At 75.4% G+C, this 19,896-nt stretch carries 10 protein-coding genes; 2 read left to right on the forward strand and 8 right to left on the reverse strand.

All coding sequences use genetic code 11. The features are described from left to right. Positions 1-106: 106 nt before the first annotated feature. From ACGFZF_RS05360 to ACGFZF_RS05385, 6 genes are all read right to left on the reverse strand, one after another. Complete coding sequence (locus ACGFZF_RS05360) at positions 107-1,981, reverse strand: hypothetical protein (RefSeq protein ID WP_393551183.1); 1,875 nt, start codon at positions 1,979-1,981, stop codon at positions 107-109. Continuing rightward, the gene (locus tag ACGFZF_RS05365) at positions 1,978-5,814 is read right to left on the reverse strand and encodes a DUF5682 family protein (protein WP_393551184.1); all 3,837 of its coding nucleotides are present in this window, start codon (positions 5,812-5,814) and stop codon (positions 1,978-1,980) included. The genes ACGFZF_RS05360 and ACGFZF_RS05365 overlap by 4 nt, the downstream gene beginning before the upstream one ends. Continuing rightward, positions 5,811-6,965, reverse strand: a complete 1,155-nt coding sequence (locus ACGFZF_RS05370) for an AAA family ATPase (protein ID WP_393551185.1) — start codon at positions 6,963-6,965, stop codon at positions 5,811-5,813. Before ACGFZF_RS05370 ends, ACGFZF_RS05365 begins: the two co-directional genes overlap by 4 nt. A gap of 103 nt (positions 6,966-7,068) precedes the next feature. Next, positions 7,069-11,973 (reverse strand): DNA-binding protein, encoded by a 4,905-nt coding sequence (locus tag ACGFZF_RS05375; RefSeq protein WP_393551186.1) that lies wholly within the window; start codon positions 11,971-11,973, stop codon positions 7,069-7,071. Then, positions 11,970-12,830, reverse strand: a complete 861-nt coding sequence (locus ACGFZF_RS05380) for a DUF4132 domain-containing protein (RefSeq protein WP_393551187.1) — start codon at positions 12,828-12,830, stop codon at positions 11,970-11,972. The genes ACGFZF_RS05375 and ACGFZF_RS05380 overlap by 4 nt, the downstream gene beginning before the upstream one ends. A gap of 142 nt (positions 12,831-12,972) precedes the next feature. After that, positions 12,973-14,247: a geranylgeranyl reductase family protein gene (locus ACGFZF_RS05385; RefSeq protein ID WP_393551188.1), complete on the reverse strand. Its 1,275-nt coding sequence runs from the start codon at positions 14,245-14,247 to the stop codon at positions 12,973-12,975. Positions 14,248-14,639: 392 nt separating this feature from the next. On the opposite strand from ACGFZF_RS05385, the gene ACGFZF_RS05390 reads away from it, so the two are divergent. Further along, positions 14,640-15,224 carry a hypothetical protein gene (locus tag ACGFZF_RS05390; RefSeq protein WP_393551189.1) on the forward strand — a complete coding sequence of 195 codons (585 nt, stop codon included), beginning with the start codon at positions 14,640-14,642 and terminating at the stop codon, positions 15,222-15,224. Between the two features lie 220 nt (positions 15,225-15,444). After that, complete coding sequence (locus tag ACGFZF_RS05395; protein WP_393551190.1) at positions 15,445-16,530, forward strand: S1 family peptidase; 1,086 nt, start codon at positions 15,445-15,447, stop codon at positions 16,528-16,530. A 211-nt stretch (positions 16,531-16,741) separates the two neighbouring features. Here the strand turns inward: ACGFZF_RS05395 and ACGFZF_RS05400 are convergent, their stop codons facing one another. Both ACGFZF_RS05400 and ACGFZF_RS05405 read right to left on the reverse strand, forming a co-directional pair. Then, complete coding sequence (locus ACGFZF_RS05400) at positions 16,742-17,965, reverse strand: serine hydrolase domain-containing protein (protein ID WP_393551191.1); 1,224 nt, start codon at positions 17,963-17,965, stop codon at positions 16,742-16,744. 90 nt (positions 17,966-18,055) lie between these two features. After that, positions 18,056-19,519, reverse strand: a complete 1,464-nt coding sequence (locus ACGFZF_RS05405; RefSeq protein WP_393551192.1) for a multicopper oxidase family protein — start codon at positions 19,517-19,519, stop codon at positions 18,056-18,058. Positions 19,520-19,896: the final 377 nt, after the last annotated feature.

Consider the following 19,896-nt stretch of genomic DNA (forward strand, 5'->3'; position numbering starts at 1 on the left):
CCGCCCGCGCCGTCCCTCCGGCGGCGGTCCCGCGTCCCGCCCCCGTCGCCGTTCACCGGACCGCCGCGTCCACCGGCCCCCCGGACCGGTGGAGGCGACGCCCGGCTCAGGACCAGGAGGCCGCCACCAGAGACCTCTCCGCGGCCGCCAGGTGGACCGAGGCGGCGAGCCACGCCCGCGCGTAGCCGTCGGCGGAGGCGTCCGTGAGACGGCCGAAGACGTCGCGCGGCCTGCGGTCCGCCTCGGCCGTCAGGGCCTCCGTCAGATCCGCCGCCCCGCCGAACCCCGCCCGGCGCAGCGGTGCGACGAGACCGGACGCGTCCGCCCCGCGCCCGGCCTCGGCCACGGCACGCCGGCCACCGGCGACCCCCGTCTCCAGCAGGCGCCGTACCCGCCACAGCGGCGCCTCCGCCAGCGGGTCCGGTCCGGCCGTCACCGGACCCGACACGTCCGGGGCCGCCCCGCGCGGGAAGTGACTGCCCTGGAGGCGGTCGTAACCCAGGTCCGCCCGGCCCAGCCACTCCTCCGGCAGCCGCGGGGTGTACGGCGCCCCCGGCACCGGACCGACCGCCAGCGGCCGGAGCGTCGCCGCCCGGTCGAGGTCGGGCCGGCCGAGCACCCGGAGGGCGAGCCCGGGGTACTCGGCGATCCGCCGCAGGTTGGCGGCGTGCGGCAGGTCCGGATGCGGGTGGGCCGGGCGCAACCGCAGCAGCGGACCGTCGCCCGCGACGCGGACCAGCAGATACTCCCCGGCCGCGCCGACCACCTCCACGTCGCAGCCCAGCAACGGCGCTTCCGACTGCTCGCCCGGTCCCTGCGGGCCGCCGTCGAGCGCGGCGGCCATCGCCTCGCGCACGGGCCGGGAGAACAACGCCGCGGCGGGCTCCTCCGACCAGTCCACCCCGCGCAGCGGGGTGGCGCGCACGCCGCGGCCCGCGCCGAGACGTCCGTCCGCGGAGACGGTCGCCCCGACGATCCGCAGCCCCCCGCGCGCCAGCCCGGCATGGTCGAGGACCCCGCCGCCGAGCGCCACCGACGCGGAACCCGCCCCCCTGGCCCGGCCCGGACCGCCGGGGCGCACGTCGGACACCGAGTAGCGGCACCCGTCGGCACCCACCAGGTGCGTGGCCACGCCGCCGTAGCCCGTGGCGGACAGCACCGGCTCCCGGCACAGGCCGAACACCCGCAGGCTGCCGCCCTCCTCGTAGGCGCGGCGCGCGCTGCCGGCCACGCCGGTACCCGCCGGCCCGGAAGCGAGCCGGACGGCGCCGGCCAGCAACTCGCGGAAGGAGGACGTGAGATCGCCGAGTCGCTGGCCCTGGCCGCGCTCCCGCGCGGCCCGCAGACCCCGTACGACGCGCAGCGCGGCGGCCTCGGCACGGGGCAGCCCCGCCAGCCGCGCGGTGTGGGCCGCGCGCAGCAACTCGGCCTGGACCACCGCACCACCGGCCGTGACGCCGGCGGACAGCGCCTCGGCGGCCGCCTCCCAGAGCACCGTCGCCGCCCGGACCTGCGCCGGAGTGAGCACGCTCGCCGCAGCCTCGGCCTCGACGGCCGGGGCGACGGAGGGGCCGGGTCCGACGCCCGGGGGCGACGCGGCGTCCGCGGGCGTCCGCTCCGCGGCGGAGCCGGCGGAGGCCTCCGCTCCGCCCACCGGCGGTTCCGCGGCCACGGGCAGGGTGTCCGCGTCCGCGATCGGGGCCGCGCCCAGGACGGCGGCGCGGTGCAGGCAGCGCGGGGCCAGCAGGCAGGTGCAGACCGCCTGTTCGGGGGCCGCGACGGCGCCCGACGGGCCGGGGTTCAGGGTGACCACCGCGTCCTCGCCGAAGCGCACGTCGACCGAGCCGCCGGTGGACGGGACGGCGTGTTCGGCGCAGCCGGCGATCGCGGCGTCGAGCTTCTTGCGCAGCCGGGCGCTGAGCTGCTCGACGGCGTCGGCGAGCACCTCGGGGGCGACGGGCGGCAGGACTTCCAGGCTCAACGGGCTTCTCCACGGAGGCGGTCGCCCACCCAGCGGGCGAGAGCGAGCGGACTGAGGGCGGCCACCGGCATTCCGGCGGCGACGAGCCGGCGCGCCACCGGCACCGAGTAGCGGGGCGCACCGGAGTCGTCGAGGGCCGCGCAGCCCAGCAGATGGGCGCCCGACGAGGCCAGCGCCCGCACTTCCGCGAGCAGTCCGGCGAGCGGTGCGCCCTCCTCGAAGTCGCTGACCACGACGACGAGGGTGCGGCTCGGCACGGTGATCAGCGAGCGGGCGTGCGCGAGCCCCGCGGCGATGTGGGTGCCACCGCCGACCCGGACCTCCAGCAGCAGCGACAGCGGGTCCTGCACGCGGTCGGTCAGGTCCACCACCTGGGTGGAGAAGGCCAGGAAGTGTGTCGACAGGGTCGGCACACCGCCCAGCACGGCGGCGGTCAGCGCCGACCAGATCACCGAGGCCTCCATCGAGCCGGAGACGTCGACGACCAGGATCAGGCGCCAGTCCGACTCCTTGCCGGCCCGGGTGGCGAACACCGGCCGTTCCGGCACCACCACGACGCGGCCGTCGTCCGTGCGGCGCGTGTGGGCCAGGTTGGCGCGCAGGGTACGGGCGAGGTCGAGGCGGCCACCGGGCCGGCGGGTCGGGCGGGGCGTCGTCAGGCCCGAGAGCGTCGGGCGCAGGCGGGTGGCCAGTTCCCGGGCGAGCTCGTCGACGAGCCGCTTCACGAGCGGCCGAAGCCGGGCGAGTTGTGCCTCGGGCATGCCGCCGGCCAGCGACAGCACCGAACTCAGCAGCTCCACCGAGGGGCGCACCGCCGCCGGGTCCAGCTGTGTGAGGACGTCGGAGCGCCCCGCGTCGGCCGCCTCGGCGAGGACCTCCTCGCGGACGTCCGCCCCGAAGAGTGCCTCCAGCTCCTGGGACCACTCCCGTGCGGTGGGGAACGAGGGATCCTGCCCTGCGCCCGCGCCGGCACCACCGTCCAGGTCGTCGGCGCCCTCGCCGCGGCCCCTGCCGTACAGCTCGTCCAGGGCACGGGCGTAGCGGCGCGCGTCGGCGCTCAGCCGCTCCCTGTGACGGCCGAGGAGGAGGCGCCACCGGTCGGCGGAGCCGAGTCGCCGGTCCGCCGGCCCGGCGGGGGACGGGTCCGCGGGGCCGGCGGCCGGAGTGACGGGACCGGACACGGGTCGCGGCCCGTCGGACACGTCGGGTGCGGCCAGAGCCAGGGCCTTCAGCGCGGCGAGACCGGCCGCGTCGGCGGCGGCCCACAGCGCGAGCAGCTCCGGCGGGGCGTCGAGGGAGAGGTCCAGCCGGTCTCCGAGGCGCTCGGCCACCGTGGTGAGCAGGCGGTCGCGGGCGGCCGGGGCGAGGGCGTCGAACCCGCCCCGCAGCGCCGGGAGTCGATCGAGGAACTCCTGGTCGCCCAGGGAGTCGACCCGGTCGAGCAGCGGTGTCAGGGCTTCCGGTGAGGCCTGGAGCAGCGGCCCGGCGGCCGTGAGCAGTCCCGCGAGCCGCTTAGTCAGGGCCCGCCGCGCGTCGGGAGCGGTCGCCCCGTCGACCCAGCCGGCCGCCCGTTCACCCAGTCCGGCGGCCGGGTCCAGATCGAGCATCACGCGTACGGCCAGGGCCGCGCCCTGCATCAACGGAGTTGCCGCGGCGGCGAGTTCGGCGAGCGCCCGGTCCAGCCGGAGTCCCAGGTGCCGCGCGGCCGTCCGGTCCGCGAGCGCGACCAGCGCGCCCGCGTCCGCGGGGGTGTCGCTTCCGGCGAGACCGGGCAGCGACCGTACGGCCGCCTCCAGCAACTCGTCCGTCAACGTGCCGGCGGTGGTCCGGGCCTCCTCCGTGGTGCCGGGGTAGTGGCCGCGGCGCAGGCCCTCCAGGAGATCCAGGGCTTCGAGGAGTTCCGGCAGGTCGGCGGTCTCGGGCAGGAGAACCGACGCCTCCCGCAGCCGTGCGTCGACCAGTTCGGGCAGGTCGCAGCGCGCGGCGGCGGTCAGCCCGGTCAGGATCTGGGCGGCGGTGGGTCCGCCCTCGGCGGCCTCGCGGCGCGCGGTCTCGCCCAATGTCCCGGCGGCGGCCTGCTCGGCGGTCACCCCACGGACCCCGGCGAGATCGAGACGCGCGGGCACGGACGGCGTCCATGTCAGACGCCACTTGGTACCGAGCGCGGTGCCGTCGCCGGTGGCGGCCACGGCGACGGGCTCGCCGTACGACGCCCCGATGACCAGCAGCCGCTGCAGCAGAACCTCGCGGCGGCCGTCGAGCGCGGAACGGAGCGGGTCGAGCCGGACCTCCCGGGGCTCGGGCTCCTCCGGGCGGGGCAGCCGCAGCCGGGCCAGCTCGTCCTCGACCGACGGGCCCAGACCCGAACGGGGCGCGTGCGGGCTGATCCGGCCGCGCGCGGTGCCGACGAACACGGCTTCCAGGGCACGGGCCAGTGCCCGGCCCCGGCCGAGGGGCTCGCCCTGCCCGAGGACGGTGGTGACGGCCTCGAGCAGCTCCCCTCGCCCGGGCGCGGGCAGCCCGCGCAGGGCGGCCAGGTCGCACGCCAGGCGCAGGGTCTCGGCGGCCTCGCCCGTGCCGGCGGTGTGCCCCGCGCGGCGCAGCTCCCGGCACAGGCCGGTCACCGCGGCGGACGCCGCCACACGGATCCGGTCGGGCTCTCCGCCCGAGGCGAGCACGGCCTGCTGCCACAGGGGGTCGCGGATGCCGGCGGGGTAGCCGGACCGGGAGTCGAGCAGGTCGAAGGAGTACGGCACGAAGGAGGTCACCGCTCCACCGGCGGTCGCTCCACCGGCGGTCGCCGGCGCGCGATCGCCGCCGGTCGAGGCGCGGTGCGCGGTGTGGTCGGCCACACTCGTCCCGGCCGCGTCGGGACCGGCCTGAGCCGGGACCGCCGCCGGACTCGCACCGGCCGGACCCCCCTGCGCCGGCAGCTGATCCCGCGTACCCGGGGCCGCGCACGGGTCCGCGCCCTTGTCCGTGAGCAACGCCGGCGCGTGGAAGGCGCCGATCACGGCGGCGACGCGACGCCCTCCCGCCGAGGCCGCCGCGATCACCTGTCGCATCCGGGCCTCGCGTGCCAGGTCGGTGGCGGGCACGGCACCGTCGGCGCGCAGCGCCCAGCCCACGCCCAGGGCCGCCCGGCGCACCGCCTCGGCGGAACACCCCGGAGCGAGCACCTCCACGGCGCGGTCCCACATGTCCTCACCCTCCCGGCCCGTTCCGGCGGCGGCGAGCGCCCCGGCGAAGGAGGCGCGCCCCCGCGTCTCCCCGGCGTCCGGACCGGTGGGAAGGACACCCGTGGGCGCGTCGAAGGGCTCGGCGGAGAGCGCGCCGCCGGCGGAACCGGCGCCCCCGGCCACGGAGTCGGCGTCCGGGTCCGTCCCGTGTCCGGCCTCGCCGTCACCCGTGCCGCCGTCGACACCCGCGCGGTCGTCCACCTCCTCGCCCTGCTCCCGGGCCGTGCCGGCCGGCGACCACCCGGGGTCGGACAGCGGCAGGTCGCAGCACACGACCTCCACCCCGTGCTCCCGCGCCCAACGCACCGCCACGAGCTCCGGTGAGAAGTCCGCGAAGGGGTAGAACGCCAGCCGGCCCGCCTCGCCGGCCCCGGCCAGCGCGACCGGGGCCACCGTCTCCGGGTCCGCCAGATGCTCCAGCCACGGCTGGAAGTCGGCCGGCAGCTCCACGCAGACCACCTCGGCACCCGCGTCCTCCAGCAGACGGGGCACCACCGCCGCCAGCGCCGGACTGTGGTGGCGCACTCCCAGCAGGTACGGCTCCCGGGACGCGGCCAGCGCGTCCACGGCCTGCCGCGGGTCGACGTCCGTCAACGCAGGCTCCCGCGCAGGTCCCAGAGGCGGCGCCACATCGCCGAGCCGCTCTCGGCCCGGCGGCGCACCGGGCCGTCCCAGTAGCCCAGCAGCCGTGCGTGGTCGGCCGGATCGTCCTTGCGGACGACGCCCAGCAGATGGCCCGGCAGCAGGTCCAGCACGTCGCCGCCCGGCAGGTACGCGGCCGCGACCCCCAGCGACGCCGCCACCTGCACCGCCTCGGCGGTGGACATGACCGTCCCCGGCCGCTCCACGTCCCAGCCCTCGGTGGAGCGCCCCGAGCGCAGGTCCCGGAAGACGGTGACGAGCGCGTCCAGGACGGCGTCGTCGACCCCGAAGGCCGCGCCCGCGCGCTGCACCGCGGCGACGGCCTGACGGCGGATCAGGACGGCTTCGGCGTCGGCGTCCGCGATCGGGTCCACCGTCTCGAAGTTGAACCGGCGCTTGAGCGCGGCGGACATCTCGGAGACACCGCGGTCCCGCAGGTTGGCGGTGGCGATCACGGTGAAGCCGGGTTCCGCGGTGACCACCGCGTCCTCGGAGGCCGTCAGCTCGGGCACCGTGATCCGGCGGTCGGAGAGGATGGACACCAGGGCGTCCTGCACCTCGGGCAGGCAGCGGGTGATCTCCTCGACCCGCACGACCCGGCCGGTCCGCATCGCGGCGAGCACGGGGGAGTCCACCAGGGCCTCCGACGTGGGGCCCTGGGCGAGCAGCAGCGCGTAGTTCCAGCCGTAGCGGAACGCGTCCTCCGTGGTACCCGCCGTGCCCTGCACGGTCAGCGCGCTGGTGCCGCTGACGGCGGCCGCGAGCAGCTCCGACAGCATCGACTTGGCGGTGCCGGGCTCACCGGTCAGCAGCAGCCCGCGCTCTCCGGCGAGGGTCACCACACAGCGCTCCACCAGCGCGCGTTCGCCGACGAACTTCGGCGTGATCTCCAGCTTCGAGGGGAGGCCCGCGCGGCGCTCGGGCTGGGCCAGTTCCTCGCCGCCGCTGCCGCACACGAAGGTGACGACCGCGCGCGGGGTCAGGGCCCAGCCGGGCGGACGGGGGCCCGGGTCCTGGGCGGCCAGGAAGGCGAGCTCGGCGGCGTGACGTTCCTCGGCCGCCTGGACCTTCCGGGCGGGGGCGGGCTGTTCGGTGACGGTCATGCGGGAATCCTTCTGCGTGGTACGGGTACACGGATACGGGGTGGCCGGTGCGGCGCGCCTTGGGCAGGGGTGCGCCGCACCGGACGGCGGACGGCGGCGACCGTCAGCGGCGGCGCCTGGTGCGCCGGACCTTCAGCTCCTCGAAGCGGGGGACGTCGCCGTCGAGGATCCGCTGCCACGCCCGCGCGAACAGCTCGGCGGCCGGCTCGGTCGGCACCAGCGGGCCCAGGACGGGGCGGCTGCCCGACACCGGCCCGTACATCGACAGCTTCCACTGCTCGACCGGCAGCACCGGGGCCGTCTGCTCGGCCCACGCCCCGGGAAGGAACAGCGAGCGCCCCGCCCGGGCCCGGACGGCCGACACCACCAGCTCGGTGTCCGCCAGTTCGGCCCGGGCCGCCTTGACGCGCGCCGGCTTCCACCCCGTCCACCGCGCGGTGTTGCGGTCCGTCGGATCGGGCATGGCCAGCAGCATCAGGTACAGCGTGGCCGCGTCCGCTCCCAGCCCACGGGCCTCGGCGACCTCGGCGACCAGCGCGGGCACCGAGCGCGACGGATCCTGCGGCCACCACTGGCCCTCCGCGTCCGGCGCACCGGCCGCGGGCGCGCCCGGATCGGCCAGCAGCCGCGCGAACGCCGGGTCGTGGGCCCGGCGCAGCGCCGCCTCGGCCTGGGTCGGCTGCTGGTCCTGGCCGCGCAGCGCCGCCAGATACGGATCGGATCCGGTGGAGTCGAGCAGCGCGGCCCGCAGCGCGGGCTCGGGCTGGCCGTCGTGCGTGGCCATGAGCACCGCGCCGTACCGCTCGTGGTCCGGCGCCGTCTCGGTCGGGGTGCCGGCCACCTTCCGGAAGTCCGCGAGGCTCGTGAAGCCGCCCCCGGACAGCAGCAGCCCGGGTGCCGCCAGGCGCTGCCGGACGGCGGTGAGCGCACCGGGCAGCGCCGCGCGCACGGGATCGCCGGCGGGCAGCCGGTGGGCCAGCCAGGCCGTCAGACCCATCGCCCCCGCCAGCACCGACGTGGTGAACGGGGCCTCGGTGTCGACCACCGGCGCCGGCCGGTCGCCCTTGATGTGCCACTCCACGTCGACACTCAGCTCCGGGGCCGACGCCGGGTCCAGCAGAGCCGGCAGCGCCTGATGGACGGCCCAGCCGCTGCGCGCGGCCCGGGCGGCCTCCCCGGCCAGCCAGTCGGGCACCCGCCGGCGGCGCCCCACGCGCGCGTTCCACACCGCCGCCGCCGACGCCACGTCCGGCCCCTCGCTCCACAGCAGCGCCGGATCGTCGGGCACCAGAGCCGCCACCACGGCCTGGCGCACCTCGACGGAGAGCGCGCGCAGCTCGTCCCGGGCGTGTCCGGCCTCGGACACCTTCAGCCCCAGCGTCTTGCGCAGCTCCGTGGGCAGGAAGTTGCTCTGCCAGCTGTCCACCTCGGGCATGCCCGCGAGGACGAGCCGGGACAGCGCCCCGGAAGCGCCGGTGAGCCGGCCGAACTCCTCGGCGGCCTCCGCGACGAACGGAGCCGCGCCGCGGGCGGTCGCCTCCCGCAGGAACCCGGCCAGCCAGTCGGCGCCGCGCCTGCGGTCGCCCACCGGCGACTCGCCGCGGACCGTGTAGGGACCGGGGACCTCGAACCGACCCCGCGGGTCGTACAGCAGCGCCCCGAACTCGCGGCCGTCGTCGACGTTCGTGCTGTCCTCGGCGAACCCCAGCACCGCTCCACCGCCCAGCGGCAGCACACAGCGGTGCCAGGAGTTGCGCTCCGTGCCGTCGGCGGCGTGCAGGTGCGGCGTGCCGAGGTGGACCCGGACCCGGCGCCAGTGGCCGGCCGAACCCGCTGCCGAGCCCAGACCCAGCGCGTCGACCTTGCCGAGCAGACCGAGCAGCGCGGCCCGTTGCTCGTCCCCGCTGCCGGGGGCGACCGCCCGGTAGGCGATCGTGCCCGGCTCGTCCAGCAGGGAGGTGAAGGGCAGCGCGGAGTACGGCAGCGAAGGCAGGTCGTAGTGCAGCCGTCCCGGTCGCGCCGTGGCGGACGTGTCGGCGACCGCCCCCGTCAGCGCCTCCAGGAAACGGTGCGTCACATCCGAGTCGGCGCCCCATCGGTAGTACCCGGAACCCACGAGGCCGTTCAGCGCCTCGCCGACCACCCGGTCGGACGGCCCCTCGGCGCGCACCTCCGCGGTCTGCGCCGCCGGGTCGAGGCGGGCCGCCACGGCATCCAGGGACTTCTGCTGCCGCACGGCGAAGCGCAGCACCTTCACCACCCCCGCGATCAGCTCGGGGGAGGAGATCCCCGGCAGCGCGGTGCCCACCAGTTCCGGAACGTCGGCCGCCCGCTCCGCCGCGGCCGCCGCCTTCAGCAGGGTGCCCGCCAGCTCCGCGTCGGCGGCGCGCAGTACGGCCGACCCCTGCGGATCCCGGGCACGCAGCGTGTACAGGTGGGACAGCGGAGGCAGAGCGGGGCCGGCCGTGCCGTACAGCTCGTTCCGGTCGCCGTCCGTCGTCGCCGTGACCACGCCGTCCGGATCGGTCAGCGACAGCGACCGCCACTGGTGGGTCACGGCACGCGGCCGGTCGTCGCCCGGGAAGGTCAGCGCCGTGATCGGCATGTCCGCGCCCTCGGACAGGGTGACGACGCGGCCGGTCGTGTCCTCGGCGTGCCAGCCGTTGCCGGGCAGCCGTACGACGCGCCAGCCCAGCAGACCGGACGCGCTCGTGCCGAGCGCCGAGCCGTCCACCGAGGGTGCGGGCCGCACCCACGAGGAACGCGCGGCGAGCTTCGCCCCGGTGCCGTGGGGGCGCAGCGCGTCGGCGAGGAAGCCGGGCTGGGAGCGCCGGCCGTAGGCGCCCTCGGCCGGGTCGTACTCGGCCCAGCCGCCGTCGCCGTGGTTCTCGCCCGCCTCCCACACCCAGTACGAGGTGCCGTCCGACAGCACCGCCCGCTCGGCGGGCAGCTTCGTGTCGCCGCCGTGCAGGACGCCGCCTCCGGTGGCGCGGCCACCGGTCGGCAGCGGCAGGCTCAGGTGCTCAGAGCGCAGGGACCAGTAGTTCCCGCTGTGGGACAGGGGGAACACCGCGTCCGGCGCGGTGTGCCAGTACCCCTGCGTCTCCTGGCCGTAGGTCCCCCAGAAGACCAGCAGCGCGCCGTCCACGTAGTGGAAGCCGTACCGGTAGGAGTGGCCCGTGGGCACGCGCAGATCGTGCGTGAGCACGGTGGAGTCGGCGTCGATGACCCGCACCTGCGCGGTACTGGCCACGATCAGGTACGGCCATGCCTCGACGACGGTCAGACCGTCGAGGTTGTTGCGCCCCGGAGCGAGCTCCGCGAGCGCCTCCTCCCACGCGGGCCAGCCGAGTTCCTCGAACAGACCGCCGCGCAGGGTGCGCGCCAGCGTCTCGCCGAGGTCGGCACCGGCCGCGGCCGCCACCTCCTGCGGCGCGAGCGCGAGGGCTTCGGCGGGCAGCCACGTCAGCCGGGCGATCGCGTTCGGCAGCGCGGGCAGACCGGCCGCGACCGACGCGCGGGCGACGCCCCGCATCCACTCGGTGAGCATCGGGCGGCCGCCGGCCGTGCCGGCCAGCTTCCGCATCACATCGGCGCCGGAGGAGCCGTTGTTGTAGCTGTCGGCACCGCGCCGGAAGGCGGGACGGAAGCGTTCGTCGGCGGCGAGCGCTGCCAGGTCGCGTCGCTGCTCCCCGTTCGCCCAGTCCGACAGGTTCAGAGCCAGGTGCCGCCGGCCGCGCGAGTCCTCGTCCGGGTCGGCGACCGGGACGTCCAGGGAGAGCAGCAGATCCAGCAGGTTCGCGTCCTCGACGCCGATCCGCAGGCCCTGACCGTCCGGCCGGGCCGCCAGGTCGGCACGCAGCCGTCCGGCCGCCCGGCCCACCAGCTCCAGCAGGGCCGGCGGCGTGGGGCGGCTGCCCCAACCCCGGTGCCGGGCCGTGTGGTACCGCTCCAGCCAGCCCGCGGCGCCGTCGGCGCACCGCGCCTCGGCCGGCACCTCCGCGTCGGTCAGGCCGGCGTCCGCGCCGGACTCCGCGAGAATCCCCAGCCACTGGACGCTCTGCTCCCCGTCGTCCCCCGGCGGCATGATCGACAGCAACGTGCCCCGTACGGCCGGGACGCGGCGTGCCAGGTCGACCAGCGCGGTGCGGTGCGCCTTCCACCATCCCGCGGCCGCCCGCAGCGTGGCGGGCAGCGGCAGCAGCTCGGCGACGTACTCCTGCTCCGCCTCGTTGCCGGACAGACCCGCGGCCCGGGCCAGCCGCCGCAGCTCCACGGCGACCTGGGCGGACGGGGCGAGACCGCCGGCGGTCCGGCGCACGCACAGCCGCCGGAACCGCTCGTACGCCTCCGCGGGGGCGAGCCGGGTGGCGAGCTCCTTGCCGTAACCCGTCAGCACCTTCACGGGCAGCGCCCCGGCCAGCGCGAACTCCAGGAAGACGGCGTCGAGCCGGTCCTCGTCGACCGGCAGGCCGTGCTGGGCCTCGCTGGTGCGGGCCCGGCCGAACAACTGGCCCGCGTACGTGGCGTTCTCGGCGGCGAGGAAGACCCGCGCGGCCTGCTCGTAGAAGACGGGGAGGAAGTGCGGGACGGCCGAGGCGAGCCGCCCGGCCAGTTCGTGGCAGGCGTCCAGGGCGGCCTTGGGCTTGGTCTTGGCCTGCCGCGCCAGCCGGTCCAGCTCAGGCACGACGGCCAGCGCGTGGTGGCCGTCCTCGGGGTGGTGCACCAGCACCCACTCCGGGAAGCCGAGTTCCTGCCGCTGGCCGAGGCCGACGACGGTCGCCTCGCCCTCGCGCTCCAGTCCCAGGAAGCCCGCGGCGAGGTCCTCGGCGGGGCCGAGCTCGGCCGCGGCCAGCCGGACGACGACCCGCTCCTCCCCGAGCACCGGGTGCCGGTAGGTGCGCGCGGTCAGTGCCACCGCGGAGGCGCCCGCGCCCTCGGCGTCGGCCGGGAGCACCGCCCCGGCCTTGAGAAGCTCCGTGTTGTCGGAAGCGGTCGTGCTGGTCACGCGTCCCCACCCTCTTCGATCGTGCGGCCGGCGTACAGCGCCGCGGCCATGCGCATCCCCTCGGACCAGGCCACCGGCCCGACCTCGCCCAGCCGCACCGCGCGGCCGTCCTCGTCGTGCCAGCCGAGCCCGCCGGTCTCCGACTCCCCGTCCCAGTACGGCTCGCCGATCCACACGGACGCCTCCGTGCTCCGGCCCCCGTCGCGGACCTTGCACGTGGCGTAGCCGCCGGACACCCGGTAGCCGAGCCCCGTGGCACGCGCCGCGAGACCGAAGCGGGAGGCGAACTTCCCGCCCGCGTAGTCCCGCACCTCCGTCGCGGTCCCGGGCTGCCCGGTGCCCGCCGGCCTGGCCCAGGTGGCCCGGTGGATCTGCTCCACCCGCTGGGTGATGCCGAGTTCGGCCGCGAAGTCCCGCACGTCGTCCAGGTCCGGAAGGAGGACGGGGTGCGGCAGGGTCACGGTGCGCGGGGACAGCCGTACGGTCTCGCCGTCGAGGTCGACCACCTTCAGCTCGCCCGCCGCGGTGGCGTCCCGCAGGAAGCCGACCTCGTCGGGATCGTCGCCCACCACGGCCATGTCCCGCAGCGCCGACCGCCATGCTTCGTCCGGCCACACCCGGGCGATCAGCTCGGTCGGCACCGGGAGCGAGGACACCATCCAGGCGTCCACCTGGGCCACGCACGTCGCCGCGTGCCGGTCCAGCCACTCGGCGAGCCGCCGCAGCCTGTCGACCTCGGGATGGTCGCGCAACGCCTTCGGCAGCGTCTTCAACTGCCGTCCCCCGGAGCGCCGTGCGACCACACGCCCGTCCTCGAGGGTGATCTCGTACCCCTCATCCGCTGTCAGCCACGCCATGAGCCGTGCCCCTCCGCCTGTCCCGTCGGAATCCGCGCAGCTCGAACCAGGGGAACGATGCCCCTGAGCTGCGGTATGCGAGGAGACTAACCAGAGCCACTGACAACGCGTGATCGGGCTGCGGAGGGCGCCGGACGGAGGGTCAGGCCGCGGGGACCGCCCGCTGGATGGCGGTGATGACGCGGTCGAGCGCGTCCTTGCTGTGCGGGTCCGTCAGATTGGCCCAGAGCTTGAACATGAAGCGTTGCAGGACGGGCCGCTGGAGGCTCCGCGTGGCGACCAGCCTCATGACCCGGGGGTGGTTGAGGGCGTGGACGACCAGGCGGCCCACGGTGAAGTAGCGCCCGTACGCCGCGCGGACGGCATCGGGGTAGGCGAGCAGGGCCTCCTCGCGCGCAGGCGCGGTGGGCTGCGCGAGCGCCCGCGTGACGGTGTCGGCGGTCAGCCGGCCGGACTCCATCGCGTAGTCGATGCCCTCGCCGCTCAGCGGGTTGATCATGCCGCCCGCGTCGCCGGTGAGGAGCAGACCGCGGGTGTACTGGGGGCGCCGGTTGAGACCGGCGGGCAGCGGCGCTCCGCGCAGCGGGGTGGTGGCGTGGGCGTCGTCGAACCGCCAGTCGGCGGGGAGACGCGCCGTCCACTCCCGGAACAGCTGCCGGTGGTCCAGGTCGGGCTTGCGCCCGATGTGGAAACTGCCCAGACCGACGTTGAAGGTGCCGTTGCCGACGGGGAAGACCCACCCGTAGCCGAAGGGCATGTAGGTCCTGCCCCGGCTGTCGCGGGTCTCCAGGTCGAGCCAGGCCTCCAGATGGTCCTGGTCGGGGCGCGGGGTCGTGTAGTAGCGGCGTACCGCCACCCCCATCGGCCGGTCCGTGCGCTGCTGGAGGCCGAGTGCGACGGCCAGCCGGCTGGACGCCCCGTCGGCGGCGACCACCAGCGGCGCCCGGTACGTGTGAGGGGCGCCGTCCCGCCAGGCGACCACGCCGCCGACGCGGCCGGTGTCCGGGTCGAGGACCGGCTGGGTGACCTTGGTCCCCTCCAGGAGGCGAGCCCCCGACTCCACGGCCTTGCGGGCCAGCAGGTGGTCGAGGTCCATGCGGCTGCGCACCAGCCCGAAGTCGGGGAACGACGCCACGCTGGGCCAGGGCATCTCCACCGTGGTCCCGGAGCCGTAGGCCCGCAGCCCCTTCGTCCTGACCCAGCCCTCCCCGCCGATGTCCACGCCCATGTCGACGAGTTCCTTCACGGCGCGCGGGGTGAGGCCGTCCCCGCAGATCTTGTCCCGGGGGAAGGTGGCCTTCTCCAGCAGCAGGACGTCGTGCCCCGCCAGCGCCAGGTGGTGGGCGGCGCTGCAGCCGGCGGGTCCCGCGCCGACAACGATCACGTCCGCCGAGTCGCGGTGGGGAGACGGGTCCATGGGCTTCTTCCTCTGCTGGGGCCGGCATGAGGTGCGGGGAACGGCTCCCCATCTGTACCCAGGTCCGACGGCTTTGATCACCGCCGGGGGAGGGTTCTGCCCCGGCAGCGGTCCCCGGCCGTCCGGACCTGCTCGGGAAGGCCGTGTCACGGAACCCTCGTTCGGCCGGACGGGGGATGGACGGGATGCCGGCGGCGGATCACGGGGGGTGTTTTCCCGACGCGGCCCTGGGCGGTGCCGGAGGGAGTCAGTCCGCTCCGTCCGCCTCCTGGAACATGGAGCCGCCCGGTGACGCCGGGGGCCCGTCGCCCCTACCCTGAGGAATGCCTCCGCGCGCCCAGCTGTCCACACGCCGGCACCACTTCTCCTTCGACGGTCGTGAAGTGACGGTCGTGTCAAGGTCTTTCGGGCGCCGCCGTCCCCCGGTCCGCAGCCTGTGCACCGAGGTGAGGCTGTGGGTCCAGGAGCGGGACCACGACGGAAACCCGTACCACCGGTTCCACCTGACCTGTCCGTCCGGGGACTTCACGTGCAGGATCAGCCGCGACCTGGCGATCGAGGGCCGGGTGTTCGCCCGCTATGTCGCGGAGGCCAGGTGCGAGCGGCTGCGTTGGATATTCCGCCGCACGATCGGGCTGGGGCCGCATCGACTGGAGGATCTGGAGCGCACGATCCGCGAGTTCGGCGAGTTCGGAAGCTACGCGAGCGGGCTGGCCCTCGACCTCCGCCACCGGCTGGGCGCCCTGCGCCGCGAAGGAGTCGAGGGGACACCTCTCTGGGAGATCAGGGGGCTGACCCGGGAGACGGTGCGGCCCGTCGACCTGTCGACGAACACCGGGGTCGTGCTCGGCGCGCAGGTCCAGACCCACTTCAACGAGCAGTTCGCGCGGTTCGTGGACCTTCTGCGCGGCGACTACGAGCCGTTGGAGGACCCGGAGTGGCAGACGGTCGTCGACCAGTACGGGGCGGGCGGGTAGAGCAGCACCACGACGCGGGGGTCTCCGCCCCGCCCGCCTCCCGTCCCCCCCGGAAGCGTGCCCTTCTCGTGAAGACGCCGTGAACGCGGCCGTGTTGTCGTGTGCGCGTCCGAAGGACAGCCTTGTGTGCGACTGCGACGCCTGGGAATAGTTCGGCGGGTCATCCTCCGTACCCGGACGCCCCACATCGTCCTGGCACGGCCCCCCACAGGAGGTCACTTTGAAGCACCGTCGCATATCCAGGCGAAGGATCGGCGTCGCGGGCGGAGCGGTCGCCGCGCTGGTCATCGCCGGAGTCACGTTCCAGAGTGCGAACGCAAGCGACAGCACCGAGCAGTTCTCCGTGAAGGCGCTGAGCGCGCCGGCCGCCGGGACGCTCGCCCGCTCCCTGAAGGCCGATCTCGGCACGGCCGAGGCGGGCTCCTACTACGACGCCGACGCCAAGGCGCTGGTGGTGAACGTGGTGTCGGAGGATGCCGCGCAGGCCGTGCGCGAGGCGGGCGGCAAGGCCCGCGTCGTCGAGCACAGCCTCGCCGAGCTGACCGGCGCGCGGAAGACCCTGACCGACAAGGCCTCCATCCCGGGCACCTCCTGGGCCACGGACCCGGTCAGCAACAAGGTGATCGTCACGGCCGACCGCACGGTCGCCGGCGCGAAACTCGCCGAGCTGCAGAAGGTCGTCGAGGGCCTCGGCGCCAAGGCGGAGCTCAAGCGCAGCGCGGGGCAGTTCAAGCCCTTCGCCGCGGGCGGCGACGCGATCCACTCCGGCGGCGGCCGCTGCTCGCTCGGCTTCAACGTGGTGAAGGACGGCGCACCGCACTTCATCACCGCCGGCCACTGCGGTCAGGCCGGCAGCGAGTGGTCCGACTCGGCGGGCGGCGCGGCCATCGGCTCGATGGTCGACTCCCAGTTCCCGGGCAACGACTTCGCGCTGGTGAAGTACGACGGGGACACCCCGCACCCGAGCGAGGTGAACCTCTACGACGGCACCGCCCAGCCCATCACCAAGGCGGGCGACGCCACGGTCGGCATGCAGGTCAAGCGCAGCGGCTCGACCACCCAGGTCCACGACGGCGAGGTCACCGCACTCGACGCGACCGTGAACTACGGCAACGGCGACGTCGTCGAAGGTCTCATCCAGACCACGGTCTGCGCCGAGCCGGGCGACAGCGGCGGCTCGCTCTTCGCGGGAGACGCGGCGATCGGCCTCACCTCCGGCGGCAGCGGCGACTGCTCCTCGGGTGGCGAGACGTTCTTCCAGCCCGTCACCGAGGCGCTCTCGGTGTTCGGCGCCCAGATCGGCTGACAGCAGCACGGCGTACGGCGGGACCGTCCCTGCAGGGGCGGTCCCGCCGTCGTGCGTCGGTGCAGGTCACGGTACGGACCGTCGTTCACGTGCGCCCGCGCGTCCCGGGAGGGGTTCGCCGCGGCTCACGCGCTCACCGGCGGGCCGCTCCCTCCCGCCCTGGCCTCGCCGCGGCCCGGTCTACGCGGCGGAGGACCGGGCCGAGGGCGGTTCAGCCGAAGTCGGGAATGGGGTGCTCCGGTGAGAGCGCCGCGGCGATCCGCTGGGTGATCGTCTGGGCGACGTGGCCGCCGGGCGCCTTCGGCCCGTTCGTGGTCGAGACCGCGATGGCCAGGCGCTCGGACGGAAGGTACGCCTGGGCGGCCGCGTAGCCGAAGAAGAGCGGGTGCTGCGCGATCCAGTCGCCGAGGACGAGCAGGCCCATGCCGTAGTGGGTCGCCTCGGTGTTCGGGAGGCACACGGTCGACGGGCACGTGCGCGTCGGCCGGCCCAGGCCCACCGTTCCCGGGTTCAACAGCTCCCGGTAGGCGGACGGGGAGAGCAGCTCTCCGGAGCCGATGGCGGCGGCCGAACGAGCGAGGTCGCAGATGTCGGTCGTCTGCACCGCGCCCGGAGCCGTGGTCCACGAGGGGTTCCAGAAGGTGGACTCCTCGTACGTCCCACGGTCGGAGGCGAAGGCGTGCAGCACGGGAGCCGGGATGTCGGGCGTGAAGCTGTTCCGGGTCTCGCGCAGCCCCAGCGGACCGAGGACCTTGCGCTGGAGCAGCACGTCCAGACGGGTTCCGGTGATCTTCTCCAGGGCCGCGCCGAGGAGGACGAAGTTGGCGTGCGAGTAGCTCCAGTTGGTGCCCGGGTCGTACCAACGGGGCTTACTGGTCGAGATGTCCACCAGTTCCTTCGGCGTCCACTGGCGGAACGGGTTCGCCACGACCGCCTTCCCGAACTCGGGATCGGGGACGTAGTCGACGAGTCCGGTGGTGGAGGCGCCGAGCATCCGGAGGGTGATCTGCTCGCCCTGGGGAAGGTCGGGCAGCCAGCGCGCCACGGGGTCGTCGAGGTCGATCCGGCCCTCGTCGACCAGCCGCAGGAGCGCGGTCCCCATGTAGCTGATCGCGATGTTGCCGTTCCGGAAGTGCATGGCGGGGTCGGCGGGGACGCCCGTCATCGACTCGCCGAGCGCGGTGGTGACCACCTCGCGGCCGCCGACGGTGACCCGCACGATGACGGACTCGAGGTCCATCTCCGCCTTGGCCCGCTGGGCGATGCGCAGCACCTCACGGGCGGGGCCGGTCTCGGGGATCCGGGAGCCGGCGCAGTGCCGACGGTGGTCCCCCTCGCTCGCCGCGGTTCCGGCTGTCGCCACCGGCAGGACGAGAGCGATGACGGCGCCGATCGAGGCGAGGCGGGGAAACGATGACAGACGGACGGGTCTCATGGCCGGAGTATCGAGCGCGACGGTGCCGTCCGCCTCCCCCGTACCCGTCGACCCGCGCGAAGATCACCCATCGGGCCCGTGCCGGCCGGGTCAGCGGACCCGGAGCGTCGCCATCATGCCCATGGCCGAGTGGTCGAGCATGTGGCAGTGGTACAGGTAGTCGCCGCGGTAGCCGTCGAACGTGGCGTGGAGCCGCACCGTCTCGCCGGGCGCGACCCGCACCGTGTCCTTCAGACCCGCCTCACCCGGCGCCGCGGGCCGTCCGCCGCGTTCGAGGACCCGGAACTGCACCAGGTGCATGTGGAAGTTGTGCGGGGTGCGGGTGTTGGAGTTGGTGACGTTCCAGATCTCGGAGGTCCCGAAGGCCACGGTGGTGTCGATGCGCGCAGGGTCGTACGTCTGCCCGTTGAGGAAGGCGCGGGGATCGGGGCGACCGTCCTCGTCCATGCCGAGGACGATGTCACGGGTGACGGTGGCGGGGGGCAGGTCCGCGGCGGCCGGCAGGGCACGCAGCACCGCGGGGACGTCGCTGGGGTCCTCGGCCGTGCGGACGACGTCGAACCGGAGGACCTGGCCGACCCGGTCGGCGGGCCCCGGTCCGGAGTTGGTGAGCACCAGGCGGGTGCCGACGGGGTACCGGGAGAAGTCGACGACCACGTCCGCCCGCTCGCCGGGCGTCAGGGTGAGGACCGGCACGGTGACGGGGCGCTCCAGGAGGCCGCCGTCCGAGGCTATCTGGGTCAGTGGGGTGCCGTCGGCGAGCCCGAGGGAGAAGAAGCGCAGGTTGGAGCCGTTGAGAAGCCGGAACCGGTACCTGCGGGCCGCCACCTCGAAGTAGGGGGTGACGCGGCCGTTGGCGAGGATGGCGGTGCGGTTCCGGTCGCTCATGGCGTACACGAGCTGGCCGTGTTCGTCGAAGCGGGCGTCGCGGATGGTGACGGGGACGTCGTACTCGCCCGTGGGCAGGGGGAGGCTCTGCTCGATGTCGTCGGTGAGCAGGTAGCTGCCGGAGAGTCCGCGGTAGACGTGCTCGGACTCCATGTGGTGCGTGTGGTCGTGGAACCAGAGCGAGGCGTGGGGCTGACCGTTGGGGTACACGTACGTCCGGGAGGTGCCGGGGCCGAAGGTGTCCATGGGGTTGCCGTCGCTCTCGGGCGGGACGCTCGCGCCGTGCAGGTGCACGGTGACCGGCATGTCGAGGCGGTTGTGGTGCACGACGGCGACCGGGCGCCCGGAGCGGGCGTGGATGACGGGACCGGGGAAGTGGCCGTCGTAGGTGAGGACGTCGGTGGCGGTTCCGGGAAAGATCTCGGCGGTCGCCCTGCGGATGGTCAGCTCGTAGAGGTCCTGCCCGCCCGCGGTCGAGGTCGGGCTCAGTACGGCCGGTACCGGCATGGCCGTGGTGAAAGGCGCCGCGTGACGGGCCTCGCCGGTGCCGGGCGACGGCCGCGCGCCCGCCGCGTGCGCGCCGCCCGCCGGTGCGGCGAGCGGGGCGAGGAGCGGAAGTCCGGCTGTGGCGAGGGCCCCACCCAGCACGCTGCGACGGGTGACCATCGGCTTCCTCCCGGGGTGTCGGTGGGTCGGTGGTGTCCGGGCCAGGCCGGCCGGCAGTCACGTCCGACCGGCGAGACCCGGGTTGATCCAGGTCTAGCCGAGCGCGGGAGGAACGGCACACGGGCGGGCGGCGGCACGCACCACCGGTCCGGCGCACAGGGGAGAGCCCCGCCCCCTGGACCGGGGGCCGGGGGGTGGGAGCCCGACCGGGCCACGGCACGGGCCGGCCGGGCCGGGAACCGAGGGCCCGGGTCCCGCCGGAGCGACCCGACCGCACACCCGTAGCCCGCTCCCGGCGAGCCGCGCGAGTCGACCGTTGCGGTGAACTCGCACTCCCGTCCCGCCGCACACCCGCCCGGTGGCGCGGGTACCGCCGC

It is taken from the genome of Streptomyces sp. NPDC048338, from assembly GCF_043201055.1.
Taxonomy (GTDB): domain Bacteria; phylum Actinomycetota; class Actinomycetes; order Streptomycetales; family Streptomycetaceae; genus Streptomyces.